Origin of the sequence: Paraburkholderia sp. BL21I4N1, assembly GCF_002973525.1 — a bacterium.
In the GTDB taxonomy this organism is placed as follows: domain Bacteria; phylum Pseudomonadota; class Gammaproteobacteria; order Burkholderiales; family Burkholderiaceae; genus Paraburkholderia.
This window is the reverse complement of record NZ_PVEN01000013.1, coordinates 61,734-83,341: the sequence shown is the minus strand read 5'-3', so window position 1 is coordinate 83,341 and position 21,608 is coordinate 61,734. Positions and strand designations below refer to the sequence as shown.

At 63.6% G+C, this 21,608-nt stretch carries 25 protein-coding genes; 17 read left to right on the top strand and 8 right to left on the bottom strand.

Going from position 1 to position 21,608, the window contains the following annotated elements; genetic code table 11:
• The first annotated feature begins 294 nt into the window (after positions 1-294).
• The 6 genes from B0G83_RS27285 (at position 295) to B0G83_RS27260 (ending at position 5,522) form a co-directional block, all read left to right on the top strand.
• Positions 295-1,290 (top strand): homoserine kinase, encoded by a 996-nt coding sequence (locus tag B0G83_RS27285; RefSeq protein WP_105510503.1) that lies wholly within the window; start codon positions 295-297, stop codon positions 1,288-1,290.
• On the top strand, positions 1,281-2,087 hold the full coding sequence (locus B0G83_RS27280; RefSeq protein ID WP_105510502.1) for a BPSS1780 family membrane protein: 807 nt from the start codon (positions 1,281-1,283) through the stop codon (positions 2,085-2,087). Before B0G83_RS27285 ends, B0G83_RS27280 begins: the two co-directional genes overlap by 10 nt.
• A 153-nt stretch (positions 2,088-2,240) precedes the next feature.
• Positions 2,241-2,693, top strand: a complete 453-nt coding sequence (locus tag B0G83_RS27275; protein ID WP_105510501.1) for a MarR family winged helix-turn-helix transcriptional regulator — start codon at positions 2,241-2,243, stop codon at positions 2,691-2,693.
• A 176-nt stretch (positions 2,694-2,869) separates the two neighbouring features.
• On the top strand, positions 2,870-3,289 hold the full coding sequence (locus tag B0G83_RS27270) for an organic hydroperoxide resistance protein (RefSeq protein WP_105510500.1): 420 nt from the start codon (positions 2,870-2,872) through the stop codon (positions 3,287-3,289).
• Between the two features lie 217 nt (positions 3,290-3,506).
• Positions 3,507-5,006 carry a deoxyribodipyrimidine photo-lyase gene (locus B0G83_RS27265; RefSeq protein ID WP_105510499.1) on the top strand — a complete coding sequence of 500 codons (1,500 nt, stop codon included), beginning with the start codon at positions 3,507-3,509 and terminating at the stop codon, positions 5,004-5,006.
• 42 nt (positions 5,007-5,048) lie between these two features.
• The gene (locus B0G83_RS27260; RefSeq protein ID WP_258168325.1) at positions 5,049-5,522 is read left to right on the top strand and encodes a TspO/MBR family protein; all 474 of its coding nucleotides are present in this window, start codon (positions 5,049-5,051) and stop codon (positions 5,520-5,522) included.
• Between the two features lie 87 nt (positions 5,523-5,609).
• Here the strand turns inward: B0G83_RS27260 and B0G83_RS27255 are convergent, their stop codons facing one another.
• Positions 5,610-5,786, bottom strand: coding sequence for a DUF3563 family protein (locus tag B0G83_RS27255; RefSeq protein WP_105510498.1), 177 nt, complete (start codon positions 5,784-5,786; stop codon positions 5,610-5,612).
• A gap of 108 nt (positions 5,787-5,894) precedes the next feature.
• A complete protein-coding gene (locus B0G83_RS27250) occupies positions 5,895-7,088 on the bottom strand; it encodes a PHB depolymerase family esterase (RefSeq protein WP_105510497.1) in 1,194 nt (397 codons plus the stop codon).
• 367 nt (positions 7,089-7,455) lie between these two features.
• On the opposite strand from B0G83_RS27250, the gene B0G83_RS27245 reads away from it, so the two are divergent.
• The 4 genes from B0G83_RS27245 to B0G83_RS27230 all read left to right on the top strand — a co-directional run bounded on the left by B0G83_RS27245 (position 7,456) and on the right by B0G83_RS27230 (position 10,491).
• Positions 7,456-8,157: a phosphatase PAP2 family protein gene (locus B0G83_RS27245; RefSeq protein ID WP_105510496.1), complete on the top strand. Its 702-nt coding sequence runs from the start codon at positions 7,456-7,458 to the stop codon at positions 8,155-8,157.
• A 136-nt stretch (positions 8,158-8,293) separates the two neighbouring features.
• Positions 8,294-9,067 (top strand): molybdate ABC transporter substrate-binding protein, encoded by a 774-nt coding sequence (gene modA, locus B0G83_RS27240; RefSeq protein ID WP_105510495.1) that lies wholly within the window; start codon positions 8,294-8,296, stop codon positions 9,065-9,067.
• 46 nt (positions 9,068-9,113) lie between these two features.
• Positions 9,114-9,788 (top strand): molybdate ABC transporter permease subunit, encoded by a 675-nt coding sequence (gene modB / locus B0G83_RS27235; protein WP_105510494.1) that lies wholly within the window; start codon positions 9,114-9,116, stop codon positions 9,786-9,788.
• A gap of 1 nt (position 9,789) precedes the next feature.
• Positions 9,790-10,491, top strand: a complete 702-nt coding sequence (locus tag B0G83_RS27230; protein ID WP_105510493.1) for an ATP-binding cassette domain-containing protein — start codon at positions 9,790-9,792, stop codon at positions 10,489-10,491.
• A 29-nt stretch (positions 10,492-10,520) separates the two neighbouring features.
• Here B0G83_RS27230 and B0G83_RS27225 read toward each other — a convergent pair whose 3' ends face one another.
• The gene (locus B0G83_RS27225; protein ID WP_105510492.1) at positions 10,521-11,357 is read right to left on the bottom strand and encodes a TOBE domain-containing protein; all 837 of its coding nucleotides are present in this window, start codon (positions 11,355-11,357) and stop codon (positions 10,521-10,523) included.
• A gap of 207 nt (positions 11,358-11,564) precedes the next feature.
• Between B0G83_RS27225 and B0G83_RS27220 the strand changes: the two genes are divergently transcribed.
• Positions 11,565-12,359 carry an SDR family NAD(P)-dependent oxidoreductase gene (locus B0G83_RS27220; protein ID WP_105510594.1) on the top strand — a complete coding sequence of 265 codons (795 nt, stop codon included), beginning with the start codon at positions 11,565-11,567 and terminating at the stop codon, positions 12,357-12,359.
• 138 nt (positions 12,360-12,497) lie between these two features.
• On the opposite strand, the gene B0G83_RS27215 is transcribed toward B0G83_RS27220, so the two are convergent.
• Complete coding sequence (locus B0G83_RS27215) at positions 12,498-12,881, bottom strand: tautomerase family protein (protein ID WP_105510491.1); 384 nt, start codon at positions 12,879-12,881, stop codon at positions 12,498-12,500.
• 100 nt (positions 12,882-12,981) lie between these two features.
• Between B0G83_RS27215 and B0G83_RS27210 the strand changes: the two genes are divergently transcribed.
• From B0G83_RS27210 to B0G83_RS27195, 4 genes are all read left to right on the top strand, one after another.
• Positions 12,982-13,833 carry a LysR family transcriptional regulator gene (locus B0G83_RS27210; RefSeq protein WP_105510490.1) on the top strand — a complete coding sequence of 284 codons (852 nt, stop codon included), beginning with the start codon at positions 12,982-12,984 and terminating at the stop codon, positions 13,831-13,833.
• 57 nt (positions 13,834-13,890) lie between these two features.
• On the top strand, positions 13,891-14,133 hold the full coding sequence (locus B0G83_RS27205; RefSeq protein WP_105510489.1) for a DUF4160 domain-containing protein: 243 nt from the start codon (positions 13,891-13,893) through the stop codon (positions 14,131-14,133).
• A complete protein-coding gene (locus tag B0G83_RS27200) occupies positions 14,130-14,531 on the top strand; it encodes a DUF2442 domain-containing protein (RefSeq protein ID WP_181157098.1) in 402 nt (133 codons plus the stop codon). Before B0G83_RS27205 ends, B0G83_RS27200 begins: the two co-directional genes overlap by 4 nt.
• 148 nt (positions 14,532-14,679) lie before the next feature.
• Positions 14,680-15,603 carry an HTH-type transcriptional regulator ArgP gene (locus tag B0G83_RS27195; protein ID WP_105510487.1) on the top strand — a complete coding sequence of 308 codons (924 nt, stop codon included), beginning with the start codon at positions 14,680-14,682 and terminating at the stop codon, positions 15,601-15,603.
• Positions 15,604-15,619: 16 nt separating this feature from the next.
• Here B0G83_RS27195 and B0G83_RS27190 read toward each other — a convergent pair whose 3' ends face one another.
• The gene (locus tag B0G83_RS27190) at positions 15,620-16,288 is read right to left on the bottom strand and encodes a hypothetical protein (RefSeq protein ID WP_105510593.1); all 669 of its coding nucleotides are present in this window, start codon (positions 16,286-16,288) and stop codon (positions 15,620-15,622) included.
• Between the two features lie 113 nt (positions 16,289-16,401).
• Between B0G83_RS27190 and B0G83_RS27185 the strand changes: the two genes are divergently transcribed.
• Positions 16,402-16,839, top strand: coding sequence for an MbcA/ParS/Xre antitoxin family protein (locus B0G83_RS27185; RefSeq protein WP_105510486.1), 438 nt, complete (start codon positions 16,402-16,404; stop codon positions 16,837-16,839).
• Positions 16,836-17,537 carry an RES family NAD+ phosphorylase gene (locus tag B0G83_RS27180; protein ID WP_105510485.1) on the top strand — a complete coding sequence of 234 codons (702 nt, stop codon included), beginning with the start codon at positions 16,836-16,838 and terminating at the stop codon, positions 17,535-17,537. The genes B0G83_RS27185 and B0G83_RS27180 overlap by 4 nt, the downstream gene beginning before the upstream one ends.
• Positions 17,538-17,606: 69 nt before the next feature.
• Here the strand turns inward: B0G83_RS27180 and B0G83_RS27175 are convergent, their stop codons facing one another.
• The 3 genes from B0G83_RS27175 to B0G83_RS27165 form a co-directional block, all read right to left on the bottom strand.
• Positions 17,607-18,344, bottom strand: a complete 738-nt coding sequence (locus B0G83_RS27175) for a metallophosphoesterase (RefSeq protein ID WP_105510484.1) — start codon at positions 18,342-18,344, stop codon at positions 17,607-17,609.
• Positions 18,345-18,489: 145 nt separating this feature from the next.
• Positions 18,490-19,950, bottom strand: coding sequence for a cytochrome c (locus tag B0G83_RS27170; protein ID WP_105510483.1), 1,461 nt, complete (start codon positions 19,948-19,950; stop codon positions 18,490-18,492).
• Between the two features lie 20 nt (positions 19,951-19,970).
• Entirely contained in the window at positions 19,971-21,572 is a 1,602-nt protein-coding gene (locus B0G83_RS27165; protein ID WP_105510482.1) for a GMC family oxidoreductase, read from the bottom strand.
• Between the last annotated feature and the right edge of the window lie 36 nt (positions 21,573-21,608).

Below are 21,608 nucleotides of genomic sequence, written 5' to 3'. Positions count from 1 at the left end.
GGTGAGGCGTCGCGGCGCGTCGGTCCAGTGCGAACGCCGGGCCGGATGCGTGCACGTTGCGCAGCGTCTCCCGGGGCTTTCAGCCTGCTTGCCGAACGGACCTCACTGAGGCGGCACGGCGTTGTGTGTGATGTCTAGCTCGCCTGACGGCCCTTGTGTTCGACACCGCATTCGCTGGCGTTTCCTGTCTTTGCCGTCGTCGCTGTTTTCACCACCGCTTTTGTCATCGCTTTTGCCATACCTCGCACTGGCCGCACCGAGCCAGCCCGACCAACCTGATCCGACGTTTCCCGCATGGCTGTCTTCACTGCTGTCACCGAATCCCAACTAGCTGAATGGATGTGCCATTACGATCTCGGCGACGTCGTCGAGTTGCGTGGCATCTCGTCCGGCATCGAGAACAGCAACTTCTTTCTGACGACGACGCGCGGCGAATACGTCCTCACGATCTTCGAAAAGCTGACGGCCGACCAACTACCGTTCTATCTCGACCTCATGCAGCACCTGGCGGCGCATCGCGTGCCGGTGCCGGACCCGTTGCCGCGCGAAGACGGCACGCTGTTCGGCACGTTGAACGGCAAGCCCGCGGCGATCGTCACCAAACTGGAAGGTGCGCCGGAACTCTCGCCGGGCGTCGAACACTGCGCCGAAGTCGGGCAGATGATGGCGCGCATGCATCTCGCGGGTCGCGACTATCCGCGCTATCAGCCGAATCTGCGCAGCCTGCCGTGGTGGCAGGAAACCGTGCCGACCGTGCTGCCGTTTCTGGAAGGCGAGCAGCGCGCGTTGCTGGTGTCCGAACTGGCGCATCAGGAAGCGTTCTTCGCCTCGGCGGATTACGCGGCGCTGCCTGGCGGCCCCTGCCACGCCGATCTGTTCCGCGACAACGCCATGTTCGCCCACGCCGCGCCGGACACGGGCCACGAAGTGCGCCTCGGCGGCTTCTTCGACTTCTATTTCGCCGGCTGCGACAAGTGGCTGTTCGACATCGCGGTCGCCGTCAACGACTGGTGCGTCGACCTCGCCACCGGCAAGCTGAACGACGCGCGCACCGAGGCCATGCTGCGCGCCTATCAGACCGTGCGACCGTTCACCGTCGAAGAAAACCGCCGGTGGGGCGACATGCTGCGCGCCGGCGCATACCGTTTCTGGGTCTCGCGCCTGTATGATTTTCATTTGCCGCGCGCGGCGGAACTGCTCAAACCGCACGACCCCGGCCATTTCGAGCGCATTTTGCGCGAACGCCTTTCCGGCGTTGCACTCCCAGGCATTCATACCTCATGCAACTGATCGAAGTCCCCGCGAAAACCGGCTACGTATGGTTCCGGCAGGGTATATGGCTGTTCCGCAAGAACCCGCTCGCTTTCCTGACGCTGTTCTTCACCTATCTGCTGGTGATGACGCTGGTCGCGCAGATTCCGGTGATCGGCGGCGTATTGCCGCTGGCGTTCATTCCAGGTGTCGCGGTCGGCTTCATGGCCGCGTGCCGTAACACGATCGCCGGCAAGCCGGTGTTCCCGACCATTCTGGTGGATGGTTTTCACTCGTACGGTCCGGTGGTCGCCAAACGGCTGCTGGTGCTCGGTGTGCTGTATGTCGTCGCCATGGCGCTGGTGCTGGCCGGTTCGGCGCTCGCCGACGGCGGCATGCTGCTGAAGGTCATGCTCGGCGCCGCCGCCATGGACCAGGATGCGATCGCCAACAGCAATATTCCGCTCGCGATCCTCGCCGCCTTTGCGTTCTACATTCCGGTGGCAATGATTTTCTGGTTCTCGCCGATTCTCGCCGCCTGGCATGACGTGCCGCCCATGAAGGCCATGTTCTTCAGCGTCGTCAGTTGCTGGCGCAATCGCGGCGCGTTTATCGTATTCGGCGCGCTGTGGTTCGCGGCGGCGACCACGGTATCGCTCGGCTTGTCCGCGTTGATGCAGGCGTTAGGCGCGGCCGACTTCGCGTTCGCCGTGCTCATGCCCGCCACGATGATCGTGACGACCATGCTGTATTGCTCGTTTTACGCGACGTATCGCGGCTGCTTCGGCGTGCAAACGCCCGAAACGCCGGATCTGCCGACAACCCCGGCGGCTTGATCGAGCCTGACCAAAGATTATTCAGACGCGGGCACCGTTCTGGCGCCCGCCCTCTTGCCCCCGTCGTTCCCCAGCACTCGTCAACCCACGTCGATTTGCGGCACAATAGTTTGTGCGCAATCCATTTGTGCGCTATTCCAGACGAGATGCATCATGACCCAGCGCCCCGCTTTGCCCTTCACGCTCGACGAGCAACTTTGCTTCGCGCTCTATTCGACTTCGCTTGCCATGACGAAAGCCTACAAGCCGTTGCTCGACAAGCTAGGCCTCACCTACCCGCAATACCTGGCCATGCTGGCGCTGTGGGAGAGCGACGACGTCACGGTCAAGGACATGGCCGCGCGCCTGAATCTGGATTCCGCGACGGTCACGCCGCTGCTCAAGCGCCTTGAGTCGCAAGGCCTGCTGGAGCGGGTACGCGGCGTCGACGATGAGCGGCTGGTGTACATCCGCCTGACCAAAGCCGGCACCGCGCTGAAGCGCCAGGCGCGCGAAGTGCCCGCCGAAATTTTCTGCGCGACCCAGCAGACGCCGGAATTCCTGCTGCGTCTGCGCGACGATTTGACACGTTTGCGGACTACGCTCAACGATTACATGGACCACTAGCCCGCCTGGTACGTCGGGCCGGCTATCGGTTCGATGTGAAATTTCATTTGCATACTAATGATTTGTGTACTATCTTAATCACATGCCACTTCCAAAGCGCTTCGCCGGAAAGGCGGGCACATCGCGGCAACCAAGCAGATCCTGAACCCTGACAACCGAGACAAAGGAGCAGCACCATGAACATTCTGTATAAGACCAGCGCAACGAGCACCGGTGGCCGCGACGGCCGCGCCGTATCGGCGGACAACGCGTTGGACGTTAAGCTGGCCGCGCCGCGCGAACTCGGCGGCAACGGTGCCGCGGGCACGAATCCGGAACAACTGTTTGCAGCCGGCTACTCGGCGTGTTTCCTGAGCGCGATGAAGTTCGTCGCCGGTCAGCACAAGCAGACGCTGCCGGCCGACACGCAAGTCACTGCGGAAGTCGGTATCGGCCCCAACGACCAGGGAGGTTTCGCACTCGACATCGAACTGCGCGTCTCGCTGCCGGGTCTCGAGGCAGCCGCCGCGAAAGAACTGGTCGACGCCGCTCACCAGGTTTGCCCGTACTCGAACGCCACGCGCAACAACGTCGCGGTTCGCCTGCAAGTCGCGTAAGCCGCGACGTCGGCGAATTGCTGAAGCAATACGCGATGCGGCGCGGCACACCGCGCCGCCGCGAACAGCGCCCGCTCCCTGCACAATAGGGGCGGGCGTTTTGTCGTTGGTGGACGCGGCACGCAATGTGCGACGACAATCCCATCTCCAAGCTGGCGCGCCCGACCGCGGTTTAGATGGCACAGCGCAACCCCTCACCTAACTCTTCTTGCACCCGATGACACGCGCCCGACGACTGAACGACTCCTTCGACACCGGTCTGGTCTGGTTCCGCCGCGACCTGCGCGGCACGGACAACGCCGCGCTTTACTACGCGCTCAAACATTGTGAGCGCGTGTGGTGCGTGTTCGTGTTCGACACGACGATTCTTCAGCCGCTCGTCGACGCCTGGCAGGCGCGTCATCCGGATACGCCCGTGCAGGACCGCCGCATCGAGTTCATTCTGGCAACGCTGGGCGAACTGGATGAGGCGCTGCGCGCCGAGGGCGGCGGTCTGATCGTGCTGTACGGCGATCCGGCCGACCTTGTGCCGAAGCTTGCCGACCAGCTCGGCGTCGAGGCGGTGTTCACGAATCACGATTACGAGCCCGTGGCGATCGCGCGCGACGAAACGGTGCAAGAACGTCTCGCAGACGCCGGACGCCAATTGCTGACGTTCAAAGACCAGGTGATTTTTGAACGCGACGAGGTGCTGACGGGCCAGAAGAAACCGTTCACCGTGTTCACACCGTACAAAAACGCGTGGCTCAAGCAATTGACGGCGTTCGATCTGAAGCCGTATCCGGTGGAAAGCTACGCAAAACATCTGGCCGCGCCGCCGGCCAAGCTGGATCGGCAATTACCGACACTCAAGCAGCTTGGTTTCGCGCCGAGCAATCTGGCCGAACTGGCGCTGCCCACCGGCGTGAGCGGCGCGCAGCAATTGCTCGACGATTTCATCACCCGCATCGACAGCTACGCCGACCGGCGCGACTTTCCAGCGGCCAAGGGCCCAAGCTATCTGTCGATGCATCTGCGTTTCGGCACGGTCTCGATTCGCACGCTCGCGCGGCTCGCACACGAGATGTCGCTGCAACCCGACGGGCAAGGGTCGGCCACGTGGTTATCGGAACTGATCTGGCGGGATTTCTACTTCATGATCCTGGCGCATCATCCGCGACTGGCGAGCGGCGCGTCGTTCAAGGAAGAGTACGACCAGCTGCGCTGGGAGCAAGGTCCGGAAGCGGACGAGGCATTCGCCGCCTGGTGCGATGGCCGCACCGGTTATCCGCTGGTCGATGCCGCGATGCTGCAACTGAACCGTACCGGCTACATGCACAACCGCTTGCGGATGGTCACAGCGAGTTTCCTGGTGAAGGATCTGGGCGTGGACTGGCGGCTCGGCGAGCGCTATTTCGCCGAGCAGCTGAACGACTTCGATTTTTCGGCGAATAACGGCGGCTGGCAGTGGGCGGCGTCGACGGGATGCGATGCGCAGCCGTACTTCCGAATCTTCAACCCGATCACGCAGTCCGAAAAATTCGATGCCGAAGGGCGTTTCATCAAACGCTATCTGCCGGAACTGGCGAAGCTGCCGCCCAAGTGGATTCATGCACCGTGGCTGGCCGGTACAGAACGGCTCGCGGAATTTGGGGTGGTGTTAGGCGAGGATTATCCGGCGCCGATCGTCGATCATGCGGAAGCGCGAGCGCGTACGCTGGCTCGTTTCGGCAAGTGAGTGCCCGCTTACATCATTGAGACTGAACGGAAAACGCCTGACATGGAGGCAATCGGAATGCGTCGTCTGCCGTCGCTGATCGTATTTCTGCTGTTGACGCTGGCCGCCGCGTTAGTCGCGAGCCAGTTTCTACCCGACGCCTGGTACGCAGGGCTGCAAAAGCCTGCGTTCAATCCACCGAACTGGGTGTTTCCGCCGGCGTGGTCGGTGCTTTATGTGCTGATGGCAATCGCTGCGTGGCGCGTGTGGAAGCGCGATGGGCTGAGCGTCGCGATTGTCTTATGGGCCGTTCAACTGCTATTCAACGCAGCATGGATGTGGCTTTTCTTCGGCCTGCATCGACCGGACATGGCGTTGGTTGATATCGCGATACTGCTGGTCCTGATCGCCGCGCTGACATTCGTGTTCTGGCGACGGGACCGCTGGGCGGGCGGAATGCTTGTGCCCTATGTAGCCTGGGTGGCGTTCGCCGCGGCGTTGAATCACGCGTTGTGGCAATTGAATCCGGCTGTGTAGGCGTGTTTGCGTGCTCACAACAGCTTGGGCGGTTCACCCGAACACCGGCGCATTTCAATTCCCGCCGATGCTTTAACTTTGCGCAGCTTAGTGCTGAGTCATCCACGACGGTTGACGCGGATTCGCTTCGCGATCCAGCTTGCGCATACGGAATTCCAGATCGTACAGATCCGTGGCCTCGGCGAGGAAAGCGTCAGCGCGTTCTTTCGCAAGTTGATCGGGCGATTTGGTCAGAAACAGGAACAGGCGGCTAAGCAGGTACATGGTCAACCTCGACAATGAGTGTTAGGCGTTAACGCCTAAGGGATAACCCGTATTATAGGGAAAACCCTAGGAACGCGCTACGACTCATTTCGAAGTGTTGTTCCAACGTCACCGCGCGGTAGCGGACATCGCTGCGACAGTGCTTTCCGCCGATCGAGCGGCGCCGGCGCGGCGCTGATGCTTGAAAAATTCCCACATCATGGCGCTCGCTTCAGGGCCTTTGGCGGAATGAAACGGGATCACGTCGTCGCCGCCGCTCCACGCATGAGCGAGTCCTTGCACGCGACACAGCCGCACCACCCGCCGTCCGCCGCGAATGTAATCGCGCATCACGACGCCGCCTTTGCGTTCTTCGCGCACTTCGCCTGATTTACGTGCGCCGTTCGCGTCGACGATACGGTTCAGGCGAAGGAACTGCTCCGCCAGCTGATCCGCATTGACCGGCGACACCACATGGTCGGCGTCACCGTGGACGATGATCGCCGGCATGCCGGGATAGTTCGCCACGTCGACCAGTGCGTCGACCAGTTCAGCCGGTTCACCCCGCGCGCCGCGTCGCATCACGTCCATGGCGGTAATACCTGAGCGGGCCTCGCCGAAAGCGGGGCCGGAATGCAGCGCCACCGCCGCGAAATGGTCCGGGTAGTTGATCGCCAGCAGCGCGGTCAGCCCGGCTCCGGCCGAAATACCTGCGACATACACACGCTCGCTGTCGAACCCATGCTGCGCGACCAACGCATCCACCAGCGACACCACGGCACGCGCCTCCGCCCCACCGGCGCTTTCGCTGGCGTCGTACCAGTGCCAGCAGCGATGCGAATGCACATGTTTCGACTGTTCGGGGTACACCACGGCAAAGCCGAAGCGGTCGGCGAGCACGTTCATCCGCGTGCCTTCGGCGAATTCATCGATTGACTGGGTGCAGCCGTGCAGCATCACCACCAGCGGCATGGAGTCAAGCGCATGCCCCGACGGAATGTACAAACCGTACTGCAGATGGTTGACCAGCCGTCCTGGCGCAGCGGGCGCGGAATGGAACGAGCGCGTCCAGGCGCCGCTCGCCCACGCCGACGCGCGCGGACGTACTCGCGATTCGCGCGCGGCGGGCCGCGGCGTCTCCCGTTTAGCCGGCGCGCGCACCGCGGCGGCCTTAAGCGGGCGAACTTTCGCCGAAGCCTTGCTGGTGGCGGCGCGAGTCGGCCGTGCCGGGGTACGCTTGGCGGCTTTGTGAAGGGGCTCGGCCTGGATCGCCAGCAATCGCTTTAGGCCGCGCAGCCAGATTTTCGATAGACTTTTTGCCATCGGCGGATAACCTCGCAAAAAGGGACGGGATCCGTCCGATAGAACGGGAATAGTGCTTCGTTGTGCAATGCACAATAACACCATTCCTCGTGCGATGCTGGAAGCATGGATCGCGCCCAACCCGCGAAATTTCCGCTTGGCGAACCTTGTCGCAGACTCCGCGTCAAACCGCGTCAGGGCTTGTTCGCCAGCCAACGTCCTGCGCCGGAAAGCGTGGCGCGCGGCAAGACCGGCCCGCAGCACCCGTCTATACTGGCGGTTAGTTATTCTTTGACGTGCGAGGCAGCGCCCGGTCGGCGATTCGTGCCGTTCACGCGTTAACTTCACTACCAACCGATTCCACGCGGCCTCGGTCGCGCTTCTTGCCATGCCCGATTTACCGGTTCATTTGTGGTATCTGATTACCAGCCTCGGCGGCGCCGGCATGACGCTGCCGCTCGCGTTCGCCATCGCGTTGTGGCTGGCGGTCGGCTACTCGTGGCGCATGGCAGCGGGCTGGCTGCTGCTGCTGGGCGCGGCCATCGGCGTGACGACCGTGACCAAGCTGGCCTTCCTGGGCTGGGGCGTGGGCGTGCGCGAGCTGGATTTCACCGGCGTCAGCGGTCATGCCATGCTGTCCACCGCGGTTTATCCGGTCGCGCTGTTCCTCATGCTGCTGCCGTCGCGGCCGGCCATCCGTTTGCTCGGTGTGTTGCTCGGCCTGGCTGCCGGCATCGCAGTGGGGTTGTCGCGCGTCGTGCTAAGCGCACACTCGCCTTCTGAAGCCATTACCGGTTGTCTGGTGGGCGCGCTGGCCGCGCTGCTGTTCGTGCGCATGGCATGGCACGCCGAACCCGGCCGTCTGTCGGCGCTGCCCGTCACCGCAAGTCTGATGGTGCTTGCACTGCTGATGCACGGCGTCCATGTGCCGACGCAACGCTGGGTCACGCATATCGCGCTGAAGGTGTCCGGTCACGAGCGGCCGTTCATCCGCGCCAAGTGGCGGGCCGTGCGCGATGTCCGGCCGGCCGCCACCCCGCTGTCGCAAACGCTCAATACGCTCACGCCGCCGCGTTCATCGCACGTCTAATGCCGGTCCGGTGGCGCATTACACGCCGGGTCATGCGCACAGTTGAATAATCGTCATGCTTACCGTTATAACCTTTCATATATTACGATAGCGTTTTAACCTGCCGCTCCGGCTTGAGCCGGACTCCCACGCCTCCATGACACTGTCCCGCCGCTTTCTGAAACACGCGCTGTTCATCGCCAGCGCCTTCTCTCTGGTCGTCAGCGTCAATGCGCGCGCCGATGAACTGGTGGTCTCCGCCGCCGCCAGCCTGACCAACGCCTTTAAGGCCGTCAGCGACGTGTTCGAGCAGCAGCATCCGGGCACCAAGGTTCTGCTCAACTTCGGCGCCTCCGACGTGCTGATGCAGCAAATCGCCAAGGGCGCGCCCGCCGACGTGTTCGCGTCCGCCGATCAGAAAGCCATGGACAAAGCCGCCGCCGAAAAAGTGATCGTGCCGGCCACGCGCAAGGACTTCGCCGCGAATTCGCTGGTGCTGATCGTGCCGACGGACAGCCACTTCGCGCCAGCCGCCATCAACGATCTGGCCTCGGCGAACGTGAAACGTGTCGCATATGGCGATCCGGCTTCGGTGCCGATCGGCCGCTATGCGCAAGGCGCGCTGCAGGCCGCGGGCGTGTGGGACGCCGTCAGCGCGAAGGCCGTGCTGGCCGCCAACGTACGTCAAAGCCTCGACTACGTGTCGCGTGGCGAAGTCGACGCCGGCTTCGTCTTCAGCACCGACGCCGCCGTCATGCCGGACAAGGTGAAGGTTGCGCTGAACGTGCCGACGCAAACGCCGATCACCTATCCGATCGCGCAAGTCGAAGGCAGCCGTCACGCGGCCGACGCGCAAGCGTTCATCGGCTTCGTGCTGTCGCCGGCCGGCCAGGCCGTGCTGGCGAAGTACGGCTTCAAGCCCGCGCATTAATCACCGTTAATCACCGCAACCGCAATCACCGAGGCATCGCACACCCATGCAACAGGCCTGGATTCCGCTCCTGCTGTCGCTCAAAGTAGCGGGCTGGGCCACCGCCCTCAATCTGGTGTTCGGCGTCGCGTCGGGCTTCGGCCTGTCGCGCTGGCGCTCCGGCGCGCGCGACCTGGTCGATTCGCTGCTGACGTTGCCGCTCGTCATGCCGCCCACCGTGCTCGGCTACTACCTGCTCGTGCTGCTCGGCCGGCGCGGCGTGATCGGCAGTTGGCTCGACCGTTTCGATATCCAGTTGGTGTTCACCTGGCAAGGCGCGGTGATCGCCTCGACGGTCGTCGCATTTCCGCTCGTGCTGAAATCGGCGCGCGCCGCGTTTGAAGCCGTCGATCCGCAACTCGAGCGAGCCGCGCGCACGCTCGGCGTCAGCGAGACCGCCGTGTTCTTTCGCGTGACCTTGCCGCTCGCGTCGCGCGGCATTCTGGCGGGCGGCTTGCTGGCGTTCGCCCGCGCGCTCGGCGAATTTGGCGCGACGCTGATGATTGCCGGCAACTTGCCGGGCCGCACGCAGACGCTGTCGGTCGCGGTCTATTCGGCCGTGCAAGCCGGCGACGACAGCACCGCGAATTTCCTCGTGCTCGTGACGTCGGTGACGTGCGTCGTGATCCTGTTGCTGGCGGGCCGCCTCGTGCCGCAGCACACCCTGTTGACGTCCCGCTGACATGCCGCTCGCCGTCGACATCCGCAAGACATTCCAGAGCGCCGAGCGCCGTTTTACGCTCGACGTCGCTTTCCAGGCGACCACGCCGCGCGTCGTCTTGTTCGGGCCGTCCGGCGCGGGCAAGAGTCTGACGTTGCAAGCGATCGCCGGCCTGCTGCGCCCCGACGAAGGCGCGATCACGCTGCATGGCGACGCGCTGTTCGACAGCGCGCGGGGCATCGATCTGAGACCGCAGGCACGCAAGATCGCGTATCTGTTTCAGGACTACGCGCTGTTTCCGCATCTCAATGTGCGGCAGAACATCGGCTTCGGGCTGCAGCAGGGCTGGCTCAATCCGCGTGCTCGGTTCGCGCATCCACAGGTCGATTACTGGCTCGATGCCTTGGAATTGAAGAGCGTGGCCGGGAATCACCCGGCGCAGCTTTCCGGCGGACAGAAGCAGCGCGTCGCACTGGCGCGCGCACTGGTCGCGCAACCGCGACTATTGCTGCTGGACGAGCCGTTTTCCGCACTGGATAGCGCGCTGCGTCAGCGCATGCGGCGCGAGCTATCGGACCTGCAAACGCGGCTCGACATTCCGATGGTGTTGATCACGCACGATCCCGACGACGTCGCCGCATTCGGCGATCAGGTCGTGCAAGTCAGCGATGGCTGCGTGCGCGAGCATCAGGCGTTCGCGGGATACGTGCGCAGCGAGCCTTGAATCAGGGCAAAAGGCAGCGCACAGCTCGCTCAGTCCTTCACGCCAAGTATCACGCTCGACGCCTTGAACGCCGCGACCGCAACCGAACCTTCTACCAGCCCCAGCGTGTCGACGCTCTCGTTGGTCACGACCGCCGTGATCACAGCGCCGCCCTCCAACCCGAGCGACACCTCGGCATTCACCGCTCCGCGCTTCACACTCAGCACCGTGCCGCGCAACTGGTTGCGCGCCGACAGCTTGAGCGACGCCCCGCTGGCGTCTTCAACCAGCAACACGACCCACGACGCCTTGATCAGCGCGAACGCCGCCGAACCCACCGCCAGCCCCAGCGTCTCCGTACTCTCGTGCGTGACCACGGCGACGATTTCGTGCCCGCCGGCCAGCGCCAACGACACTTCGTCGTTGATGCTACCGCGCGTCACCGCCGACACCGTGCCGTAAAGCTGATTGCGCGCGCTCGTTTTCACGCCGATGCGGCCGATCAGATCCCAATCCGTCGCGAATCCTTCGATCGCCGCCCCAGCGCGCTCCAGAAAGCGCCGATGCTCGCGCTCGACCGCGCGAAACGTTTCGATCAACTTCACGGCGCGCGGCGTGAGCGTGGTGCCGCCACCGCCCTTACCGCCGGTCAGGCGCACGACGAGCGGCTCACCGGCGAGGTTGTTCATTGTGTCGACGGCGTCCCAGGCGCCTTTGTAGCTCATGCCGACCGCTTTCGCCGCGCTGGTGATCGAGCCGGTTTCGCCGATCGCCGCGAGCAGCGCGATCCGCGACGCGCCGCCGAGCGTTTGCGCGCCCGCCTGGAACCAGACGGAGCCGCCGAGTTCGAGGGGTTCGTGAGAAGGATCGGTGTGGTCGGTTGTCATGGCGAGGAACGGTCGTGGAGAGCAAAAAGGACAGCGAATCATTATAACGACGTGAATGCGCGCCACCGTCCACCGGCCTGGCACGCAGCCGGCTTCCAGAACGGAACCGTGGAATACTCTCTGCTCGATCCCTTGAACACCCATCCTTCCTATTTCTGGCGCGGCCACTTCCGGCTCGTGCGTTGCAATGTCGACAAGGAGCAAACCGTGAACATCGATCTATCGGGCAAGACCGCCATCGTCAGCGCCTCCACTGCGGGGATCGGCCTCGCTATCGCCACCGGCATCGCCGCGTCGGGTGCGCGGACGGTCGTCAACGGACGCAAGCAGGACGCCGTGGACCGCGCCATCGAAGCCATTCTGAAGACAGCGCCGCACGCGCAGTTGCAAGGCTTTGCCGGCGACCTCGGCAGTCAGGACGGTTGCGACGCGCTGGCGAAAGCCGTGCCGCAGGCGGACATTCTGGTGAACAACCTCGGCGTCTTCGGACCCGGCGACATTTTCTCCACGCCAGACGACGATTGGGCGCGCTACTTCGAAATCAACGTCATGTCCGGCGTGCGGCTCACGCGGCGCTATCTGAAGGGGATGATGGAGCGCCAATGGGGGCGCGTGGTGTTCATCTCGTCGGAATCGGGGCTGAACATTCCGCCGGATATGCTCGCCTACGGCTTTTCGAAGACCGCGCAGTTGAGTATTGCGCGCGGCATCGCCAAACAGGCGGCCGGCAGTGGTGTGACGGTCAACTCCGTTTTGCCCGGACCAACGCTATCGGACGGTTTCCGTTCGATGGTGGAAGACACCGCGCGGGAGCAAGGCAAAACCGTCGAACAGGTCGCCACGGAATTCGTGCGCGCGCACCGCAGCAGTTCCATCATCCAGCGCGCGGCCAGCACCGAGGAAGTGGCGAACATGGTGGTGTACGTGTGCTCGCCGCAGGCTTCGGCGACCACCGGCGCGGCGCTGCGCGTGGATGGTGGGGTCGTCGATACGATCGCTTAGCGGCGGCGCCTTTCTTGGCCCAATGACGAACGGGCGGCACGACCGGTCACGACTCCAAAAACGAGCCGAATCGGCATGCCGCCCGTTTCACGTCGCGACACTTCCCGCGACAAAGCGACAACGCGCCCGCCACGTCGCTCAAAGCGCGTACTGCGCGATCCCGTTGCCGAACGACCAGTTTTCCTTCAGCACCTCGACGAGATTGATGAACACATCTTCTCGTCGCAGCCCCGGCGACTCCGCCAGTTCATCCGCCATGCGCTTGTACAGCGCCTTTTTCTGCTCGATCGTGCGCGTGTTGTTGAACGTGATCTGAATGATCACCAGATCGTCGCTGCGCTCGACGTTCAGATACTGGTTGTCGAACACAAAATTGTCGGCCTCGTGCTCGCTGATGAGCATGAAAATGTCGTCTTTCGGCACGTTGCAGGTTTCCACCAGCGAGCGCTGGATGCTCTGCGTCAGCGCCTTCCGGTATTCAGCGGGCTTGCCGGCGCGCAATGCGATTCGTGTAAGCGGCATGGTGAATCTCCTTGGTTGCAGTGATTGGGTAAACACAGCTTAGGCGCGTTCATTCATAATAAACAGACATCATTGACTATTTCATCTATATTCAATTGAAATGAAAGTACTTGATCTCGACGCGGTCCGCGCATTCGTTCTGGTCGCCGATCTGCGCAGCTTCACGCGCGCGGCGGATGCGCTCGACACCACGCAGTCGGCGGTGAGCCTCAAGCTGAAGCGGCTGGAAGCGCATCTGGGTAAGCAGTTGCTGGAGCGCACGCCCCGCGTGGTGCGTCTTTCCGGCGACGGCAACGCGTTTCTCGGCGCGGCGCGGGATCTGTTGAACGCGCATGAACGGGCACTGGGCTCCCTGTCCGTGGAACGCCGCCGGTTGGTGCTGGGGCTCAGCGAGCATGTCGCGGGGCCTGAGTTGCCGCGGTTGCTCGCCAGGCTCAATGCGCACGATCCGGGTCTGGTGGTGGAACTGCACATGGGCACCTCCACCGCGCTGCTCGCGCAGTTCGACGAACGCCGGCTCGACGCGGTGATCGTCCGTTATGGTCTGGACGAGCCGCCGCGCGACGACACGCAGGTGCTCTTCAGCGAACCGCTCGGTTGGCTGGCCACGCCGGAATGGCTGCCGCGTGTCGGGGAACCGTTGGCACTGGCCTTGCTCAGCCCGCCGTGCAACGTGCGCGAAGTGGCGCTGCGTGCGTTGGCGGAAAAGGGCATCGCGTGGCAGGAGGTGTTCGTCGGCGGTGGAGTCGCGGCGGTCGGCGCGGCAGTCGCCGCAGGGCTGGCGGCGTCGCCGCTCGCGAGTCGGGTCGCGCCGCGCGGTCTGGTCGATGTGGGCGAGCGACTCGGCTTGCCGACGCTGCCGGAGTCGCGGGTGACGCTGCACTCGCGGGTGCGGGATCAGCGCTCGGTGGAGACGTTGCGGCTGGTGACGCAGGGGTTGGCGAGCGTTTGAGCGCATTCGCACGGGTTATCGTAAAAACCCAAGCGGCTACGGTATATAATCGTGAGCATGCCCATCATTGCCCGGATCGACGGGCTGATCGTGGTGATTTACCCTCACGATCACGCTCCGCCACATGTTCATGTTCTCGGTCCGGATGGTGAAATTATCTTTATCTTGAATTGTCCCGAGGGCCCGGTGTCGATCCGCGAGGCTCGAGGGTATTCAGAACGCGAAGCGCGCCGACTGGCAAAACGCATTAACGAAATGGTGCCGTTCCTGTGCTCCGCATGGAAAGGAATCCACTCATGAACAGCAGCGAAGAATGGCGGCTTGCTCAGGAACGTGGCGCCGCAACCGCCAAGCGTCCCGCCGCGCTCGGCGCGAAATATAAGCCACGTACCAAACGTCTCGACATCACGCTGACCAACGGCATTTCTCTGCTCGTCCCGGTCGCTTTCATCGAGGGTTTGCACAACGCAGCGCCCGCAGATCTACGCGAGATAGAAATTTTCGGCCTCGGCTCAGCGCTCGTATTTCCAGCGCTCGACGTCGTGGTGTCGGTACACGGTTTGATCGACGGCGTATTCGGCTCGAAAGCATGGATGCGCGATATCGGCCGCAGCGGCGGCAGCGTCAAGTCCGAAGCGAAGTCGGCGGCAGCACGCGAAAACGGCAAGAAAGGCGGTCGGCCGCGCAAAGCGGCTTGACTTGAGATCGTCCGAAGCGATCGTTAGGCGCGCCATGCATTCAATCGCGGCGCCGATCGGCTGGACCGAGCCGTCGCACGGCTTCGCGTCCGTTCGTGGGGCAGCCCATCGCGCCGTTCGGCGTCACCTCCTATAAAAAGGGCATTTCGTGGACCTCGACCCCCGACAAACCGCCGCCGTGCGCGCGGTCATCGAAACCGGCAGTTTCGAGCAGGCTGCCGTGCGGCTGAATCTCACATCGTCGGCGGTATCGCAGCGGGTGCGGGCGCTCGAAACGCGCCTCGGCAATCCACTGATCGTGCGCACGCGACCATGTCGCGCCACGCAGATGGGCCAGCGCCTGTTGCAATATTTGCGGCGCGCCGCGCTGCTCGAAGACGACTTCGCCGGCGATCTGGCGGGCGCCAACGAGGCGCTGCTGAGCGTCGCCGCCGCCGTCAACGCGGACACGCTATCCACATGGTTTTTCCCCGCGCTCTCGGACATTCTGCTGCAGGAAAACGTGCTGCTGGACCTCACCGTCGACGATCAGGATCACACCCACGCATTGCTCGCGTCGGGTCTGGCGATCGGCTGCATCACCACTGAACCTGCGCCGATGCGCGGCTGCTTCGCCGAACGACTCGGGGCGATGCGCTACCGGATGGTGGCGTCGGCTGCGTTCGTCGAGCGCTGGTTTCCGAATGGCTTGACGCGCGACAGTGCGCGCCGCGCGCCGGTGATTCTGTCCTCACGCAAGGACGCGTTACAGGCGCGCTTTCTCGAGACGCGCTTCGGCCTGCCGCCGGAGGCGTATCCGTGCCACTACGTGCCCGCGCCGGCCCCGCGTTACATGGCGATCCAGCGCGGCCTGGCATATGGGATGGTGCCGGAACTGGAATTCGGCGACGCCGTGGAGCGCGGCGAGCTGGTCGACCTGGCGCCGAAACAACCCACCGATGTCGAGTTGTACTGGCACGCGTGGAAGGTGCAGTCGCCACGACTGGAAAAGCTGTCGGCGCGGATCGTGGAGCTCGGCCGGACAGCATTGGGACCGCCGGAGACCAAGGCTAAACGCAAACGCGCCGGCTGAAGTCGATGAGTCGACGTCAGTGAAGAATCGGCGGCAGCGAACCGTTGCCGGCGGTTGCCGGATTGCTGGACGTGGCGGCCATCGGCGCCGGACTGGCGCTAACGTTTGCGGTTTGGGCCGGCGCATTCGCTTGAGTTACTGCCGGTTTCGTCACAGCCGGTTTCGCCGCAATCTTGGTCGCATGCGGAGACGTTGCGTGTGCTTGAACCAGATTGGCGTGCGTGACCTTGCCCCGTCCTGATTTCGCCGTCACCAGTTGTGCATGTGCCTTCTTACCGTGCTGCGCCATCACGGCTGTTTTCGGCTTGGACTTGCCCGTGGTGCCCGGCGCTTTGACGGTGCCCGGCGCTTTGACGCTTCCTTTTGTACCGCTCTTCGCCGTCACCTTCTTCACCGCGCCATGCGGCGCCGGCTTGCCACCGTTGCCCGACGTTGACGCAGACGCCGCGCGCTGCGCCGCATGCCTAAAAGCGGCTTTTGACGCCGTCTTCGACGACCCAATCTTCACACCTGCCTTCGAAGCGCCCGAACCCTTAACCTTGCCAACCTTCTTCGTCTTCCCTGCCTGTTTGACCGCATGCCCCGTCGCTTCGGGCGGATTCCACGTTTCCGCATAACCCGCAGCCACCGCCGCACCCGACACACACCACACGGCCAGCGCCGCTGCTGCTACTCGAACCCACATCTCCCGCTTCTCCTGATCTGCCATTGCCGAATGAGCCGAGGATTATATTCCCTTGCAAAAATCCATATCTAGACTATTATGTATATTAAGTACACAAAAGGACTTACCCGCTCATGGCCCACGCCGCCCGTGCCTCCCAGTCTGAAGCGCCGATTCGACGGCCCGCTTCGCCTCCTTCTCTGACAGAAATGTCCGCAGCGGGTTTGCGCGCTTTCTTCAACATTGCACGCGACTGGGACTTGAGCGCCGAAGAGCAGATCGTGCTGCTCGGCTCACCGGGCCGCTCCACTTTCTTCAAATGGAAAGCGGCGCCTGAAACGGCCCGCGTCGGGCGCGACACGCTCGAACGCCTGTCGTTGCTCCTCGGTATTTACAAGGCGCTGCAAATCCTGTTGCCGCAAGCCAACGCCGCCGACGCCTGGATCAAGCGTCCCAACAGCGCGCCGCCATTCGGCGGCCGTCGCGCGCTAGACCGCATGCTGGCCGGCAACATCAGCGATCTCGTGGCCGTGCGCCAGTATCTCGACGCAATGCGAGGCGGCTGGGCGTGACACAACCGCAATGGCAGGACCGCTGGCCCACGGCGCGGCTCGACTGGTCACCCGCGTATCGGGTGATTCCCACACGCTTTCCAGCCGTCAATCTGTTCGACCGGGTGGCATCGCCGCAAGATTTCGACGCGTTGTACGCGCTCGAGGCAATGACCAACGACCGTCTGCGCACCGAGGTCGGCGAACTCGATCTGGTGCCGTACGAAGAACGCCGCTTCGGCCCGGGCTACGGACCGATCATGGCCGCGTTGACGCATCTGAATCCGCTGGGCAGCCGCTTTTCCGACGGCAGCTACGGCGTGTTTTATTGCGCCCGCTCGCGCGCTACCGCGATCGCCGAAACGCGTTATCACACGGGCAAATTTCTGGAGGCCACTGCCCAGGCACCCATGCGTCAGCAAATGCGCCTCTACACGGTTGCCGCGCAAGGCGACGTGGTGGATATTCGCGGCGACGCGTCGCTGGATCTCGCGGTGCTGTCGCCGGACGATTATCTGGCCGGGCAAGCGCTCGGCCGCGCGGTGCGCGAAGCGGGAGCGCCGGGCATTGCGTATCCGTCGGTGCGAGACCCGCAAGGCGAATGTCTCGCCGCGTTCAAAACGACACCGCTGCGCGACTGCCATCACGCCGCGTATCTGGAATACAACTGGAACGGCACGAGCGTGGATATGGTGTTCGAACTCAACCAGGTGGGTTGATACGCCAACGCTTGAATCGGAAACGAAGAAGGCGGGCTAAAAGCGCCGACAAGCGCCACGCGAACCGCGTCAAGGCAACGCCAACGCCGCCGCGCCATCGGCGCGCGCATCGTCGGTCGAGACTGACCAGCGCCGCAACGCCTGCGGCTCCACGATCGTCAGCTTGCCACCAGGCCCGAACGCGCCCGTGTCGATGAACACCTGGGAGCCGATCTGCTGAATGTCGCGCATCGGCGTATGGCCGCAATACGTCAGCGAGAGGCCGCGTTGACGCTCGGGGTCGCTATTGCCCAAGGCGAGGCCGCGGCCCCACAACAACTGCTGACGCGTGTCGGCGGAAAAATTCCCGGCATCGAGTTCAGCGTCCGAGCCGAAGAACTCGGCATGCAGAATATTGAAGCGCTCCTTGCCGCTGCCCACCACACGCACGAGCGGCAGCGTGCGCAATTGCTCCGCATAGTGCCGCAAGCGTTCGTCGGGCAAATCCGCCGCCCACGCGCCGCCAATCCCATACCACCACTGACGCCGCATACGCCCATCGGCGACACCGCACAGCGTGTCCTCGTGATTGCCGAGCACCGGAAAAAACCACGCCTTGTCGAGCAGCGCCAGCGCCTGTTCGGAATGCTCGCCGCGATCCACCAGATCGCCGACCGAGAACAGCCGGTCGCGCGCGGGATCGAACGCGATGGTGCGCAGCAGATAGCGCAAGGCATCGACGCAGCCATGCAGATCGCCGACCACGAAATCGCGGCCGCTCGCATTGGCCGAATGATGCTGAACGGGGTTGACGAGTACGGAATCCATGAACCCATGATAATGCGACAGACGCGCGGCGTATGCGTGTTGCCCATCGTATCCTGGCGCTCCGAACGGCGAAATTGATGCGAATTGACGCCAAAACCACGTGTTTCCGGAAACCCTCTCCGGAAACACGCGCTCTGTGCGGTCGCTATTGCTGAGTACGCAGCTTGGCGACCTGATCGACGGTCACTGTCGACTGAGGATTGCCGAACTGTTTGGTCACATAGTTGGTGATGGCGGCGACCTGATCGTCGGTGAGTTCGGTGCCGAAGGCGGGCATCAGCACGTCCGCCTGCTGCGTCGTCCGGCTGACACCGTGCAGGATCACCATCGCGAGATTGTTGGCGTCGCTCGCGCCGACCGCCGAGTTATGGATCAGCGACGGATACGCCCCCGGCGCGCTCGCGCCCACGCCCTGGCCCGTCCAGCTATGACAGGTCGCGCAATTGGCCACGAACAGTTGCGCGCCGTTCACCGCGTTGATCGTGGTGCCGCGCAATGCCGTAACGTCGTTGGCGGGATTGCCCCACTGATCGCGTGGACGTGCCTCGCCGCCGCTGATCGGCGGCACCGAGCGCAAATACGCGACGATCGAGCCGAGGTCTTCGCGCGACAGATACTGCGTGCTGTCGGTCACCACTTCGGCCATCGGCCCGGCCGCGTTGGCGCGCCCCGGCGCCGCGCCGGTCGACAGATACGACACCAGTTCGTCGTCGCTCCAGTTGCCCACGCCGCTGTTCTTGTCCGGCGTGATGTTGTACGCATGCCAGCCCGTCTGCAGCGCACCGGAGAAGCGCGAACTCGACTTCAGACCCTGCGTGACATTACGCGGCGTATGACACTCCTCGCAATGCGCGAGGCCTTGCACCAGATACGCGCCGCGATTCCATTCGGCGCTTTGCTTCGGATCGGGGACGAACCGGCCTTCGGTGAAATTGAACAGGTTCCAGAACACCATCAGCCAGCGCTGGTTGAAGGGGAATTTCAGGCTGTTGCCCGGCGGCGCGTAGTGGATCGGCGTGAGCGTGTTCAGATACGCGCGAATCGCCACCACGTCCTGATCGGTGACCTTGGTGTATTCCGCATACGGGAACGCGGGATACAGCCGCTCGCCGCTCTTGCCGACGCCTTCATGCATCGCGCGCAGAAAATCGGCGTCGCTCCATTGGCCGATGCCGGTGTCAGGATCGGGCGTGATATTGGGCGTCACGATGGTGCCGAACGGCGTGTTGATCGGCAGCCCGCCCGCGAACGGACGGGCTTTGTCCGCCGTGTGACAGGCGACGCAATCGCCGGCGCGCGCGAGGTATTCGCCGCGCTTGACCAGATCGCTGCTGCCGGCTGCGGCGGTGGGCGTGAGAGCGCCGTTAGTCGCGCCATTGGACGCGTTATTGCTCGCACCGCCAGGCGCTTGCGACGCGTCGTCGGCATGCGCCTGCATGATCGGCAATTCGTCGTTATGCCGCGCGTTGGGCCCGTGCGCTTCATACCACGCAACGTACAGCGCGAACAGCGAGAACGCCGCCGCCAGCGTCGCGACCCGGAAACGCCGCCGCTTGTGCTGAACGAGCGCCTGAGCCGGCTGCCCGCGAGAGAGGTTCTTCGTCATGGTGACTCTCCGTTCAGGGCTCAGATTTCACGCTTGAGCTTGTCGGCCAGTTTCAGCGACAAGGCCGCGATCGTCAGCGTGCAATTCACCGAAGCCGCGGTGGGCATCACGCCGCTGCTGGCGATGAACAGATTGGAGTGATCGTGCGTGCGGCAATCCGCATCGACGACCGAATCCGCCGGGTCGCTGCCCATGATCGTGGTGCCCATGATGTGGTTGTTGGGAGCGAAGGTATCGTCGAACGAGACCTCGGCGCCGCCGAACAGGTTGGCGATCTGCGCGTAGAGCTCATGTGTGTTGGCTGCGCTTTTCTTTACGTAGTCGTTGATCGAGTAGTAGATCTCCGGCTGCGGAATGCCGAGCGCGTCCTTGTGATCCGCCGACGGCACCACCCGGTTCTGCGGCTCGGCCAGATGCTCGTGGAAGCTGTTGATGTTCAGCGTGCGCGCCGCGCGGTCGCGAATCTGCCGGTCGAGCTCGGCGCCGGTGAGGCCTTTGCCCAGCAGCGCGGCGGTCACGCTCATGGTCGGCACACCGTTCGACAGATGCAGCTTCTTGGCCGCGTAGTCCGAGCGGAACGCGCCGTCGCGGAAGTTGACGATCGAGGTCATTTCCATCGGGCCGCGTCCGGGCCACAGTGGCTCATTGGCGAGGAAGGTCACGCCCGTGCCCGGATGGTCCATCAGGTTGCGGCCCACCTGATCGGAACTGTTGCCGACGCCGTGCGGGAATTTGTCGGAGGTCGACATCAGCATCAGCTTGGGCGTTTCGATGCCGTTGGCGGCGAGCACGAACAGCTTGCCGGTCACGCGTGTGCTATTGCCGTTCGGGTCCTTGTAGTGGACTGCCGTGATGAGCCCTTTGTTGTCCGCTTCGACGCGGTACACCACCGCCTCGGGAATCAGTTTCGCGCCGGCCTGCTCGGCTTTTTCCGCATGCACCACACCGTTGTACATCGCGGCGATCGGGCAGATCGGCATGCAATTGTTGTTGCCGCAGCAGGTGGGCCGCGCGTCGTACGGACGGCTGTTGCGCGCCACCGGCTCGGGCACGACCTTGAAGCCTTGCGCATTCAGTACGTCGCTAAAGCGCTGATCCATGTACGACAGCGGCAGTGCGCTCATCGGATAAGGCTTCGAACGCGGCGAGCCGAGATCGATCGAGTTATCCGGACCCGACACGCCCAACTGCGCTTCCGCCGCGGAATACCACGGTTCGAGCGTTTCGTACGGATACGGCCAGTCGCGCCCCACACCGTACAGCTTGTGCAACTGGAAGTCCGACGGCAGCAGGCGCCACGCGGCGGCCGCCCAATGCCAGGTGGTGCCGCCCACCAGCCGCACGTATTGCGAGTTGTACGGATAGTCGCCCTTCTGGATCAGATAATTATTGGCCGGCGCGTACTCGGGATGCGGCGCGTACGGCGTAGACGGATACGGCGTCGCGAAGTCGGACTTCGCGGGTGAGTTGCGGAAGTTCTCGACGATCTGCCAGCGCGGAATGCGCGGCCCGGCTTCGAGCAGGATCACCGATGCACCAGCCAGCGCCATTTGATGCGCGACCAGTCCGCCCGCCACGCCCGAACCGACTACGACGATGTCGGCGGAATTTGAGTTTGCCATTGTTGCCCTCTTTTATATCGACCGGGGAACGTCGTT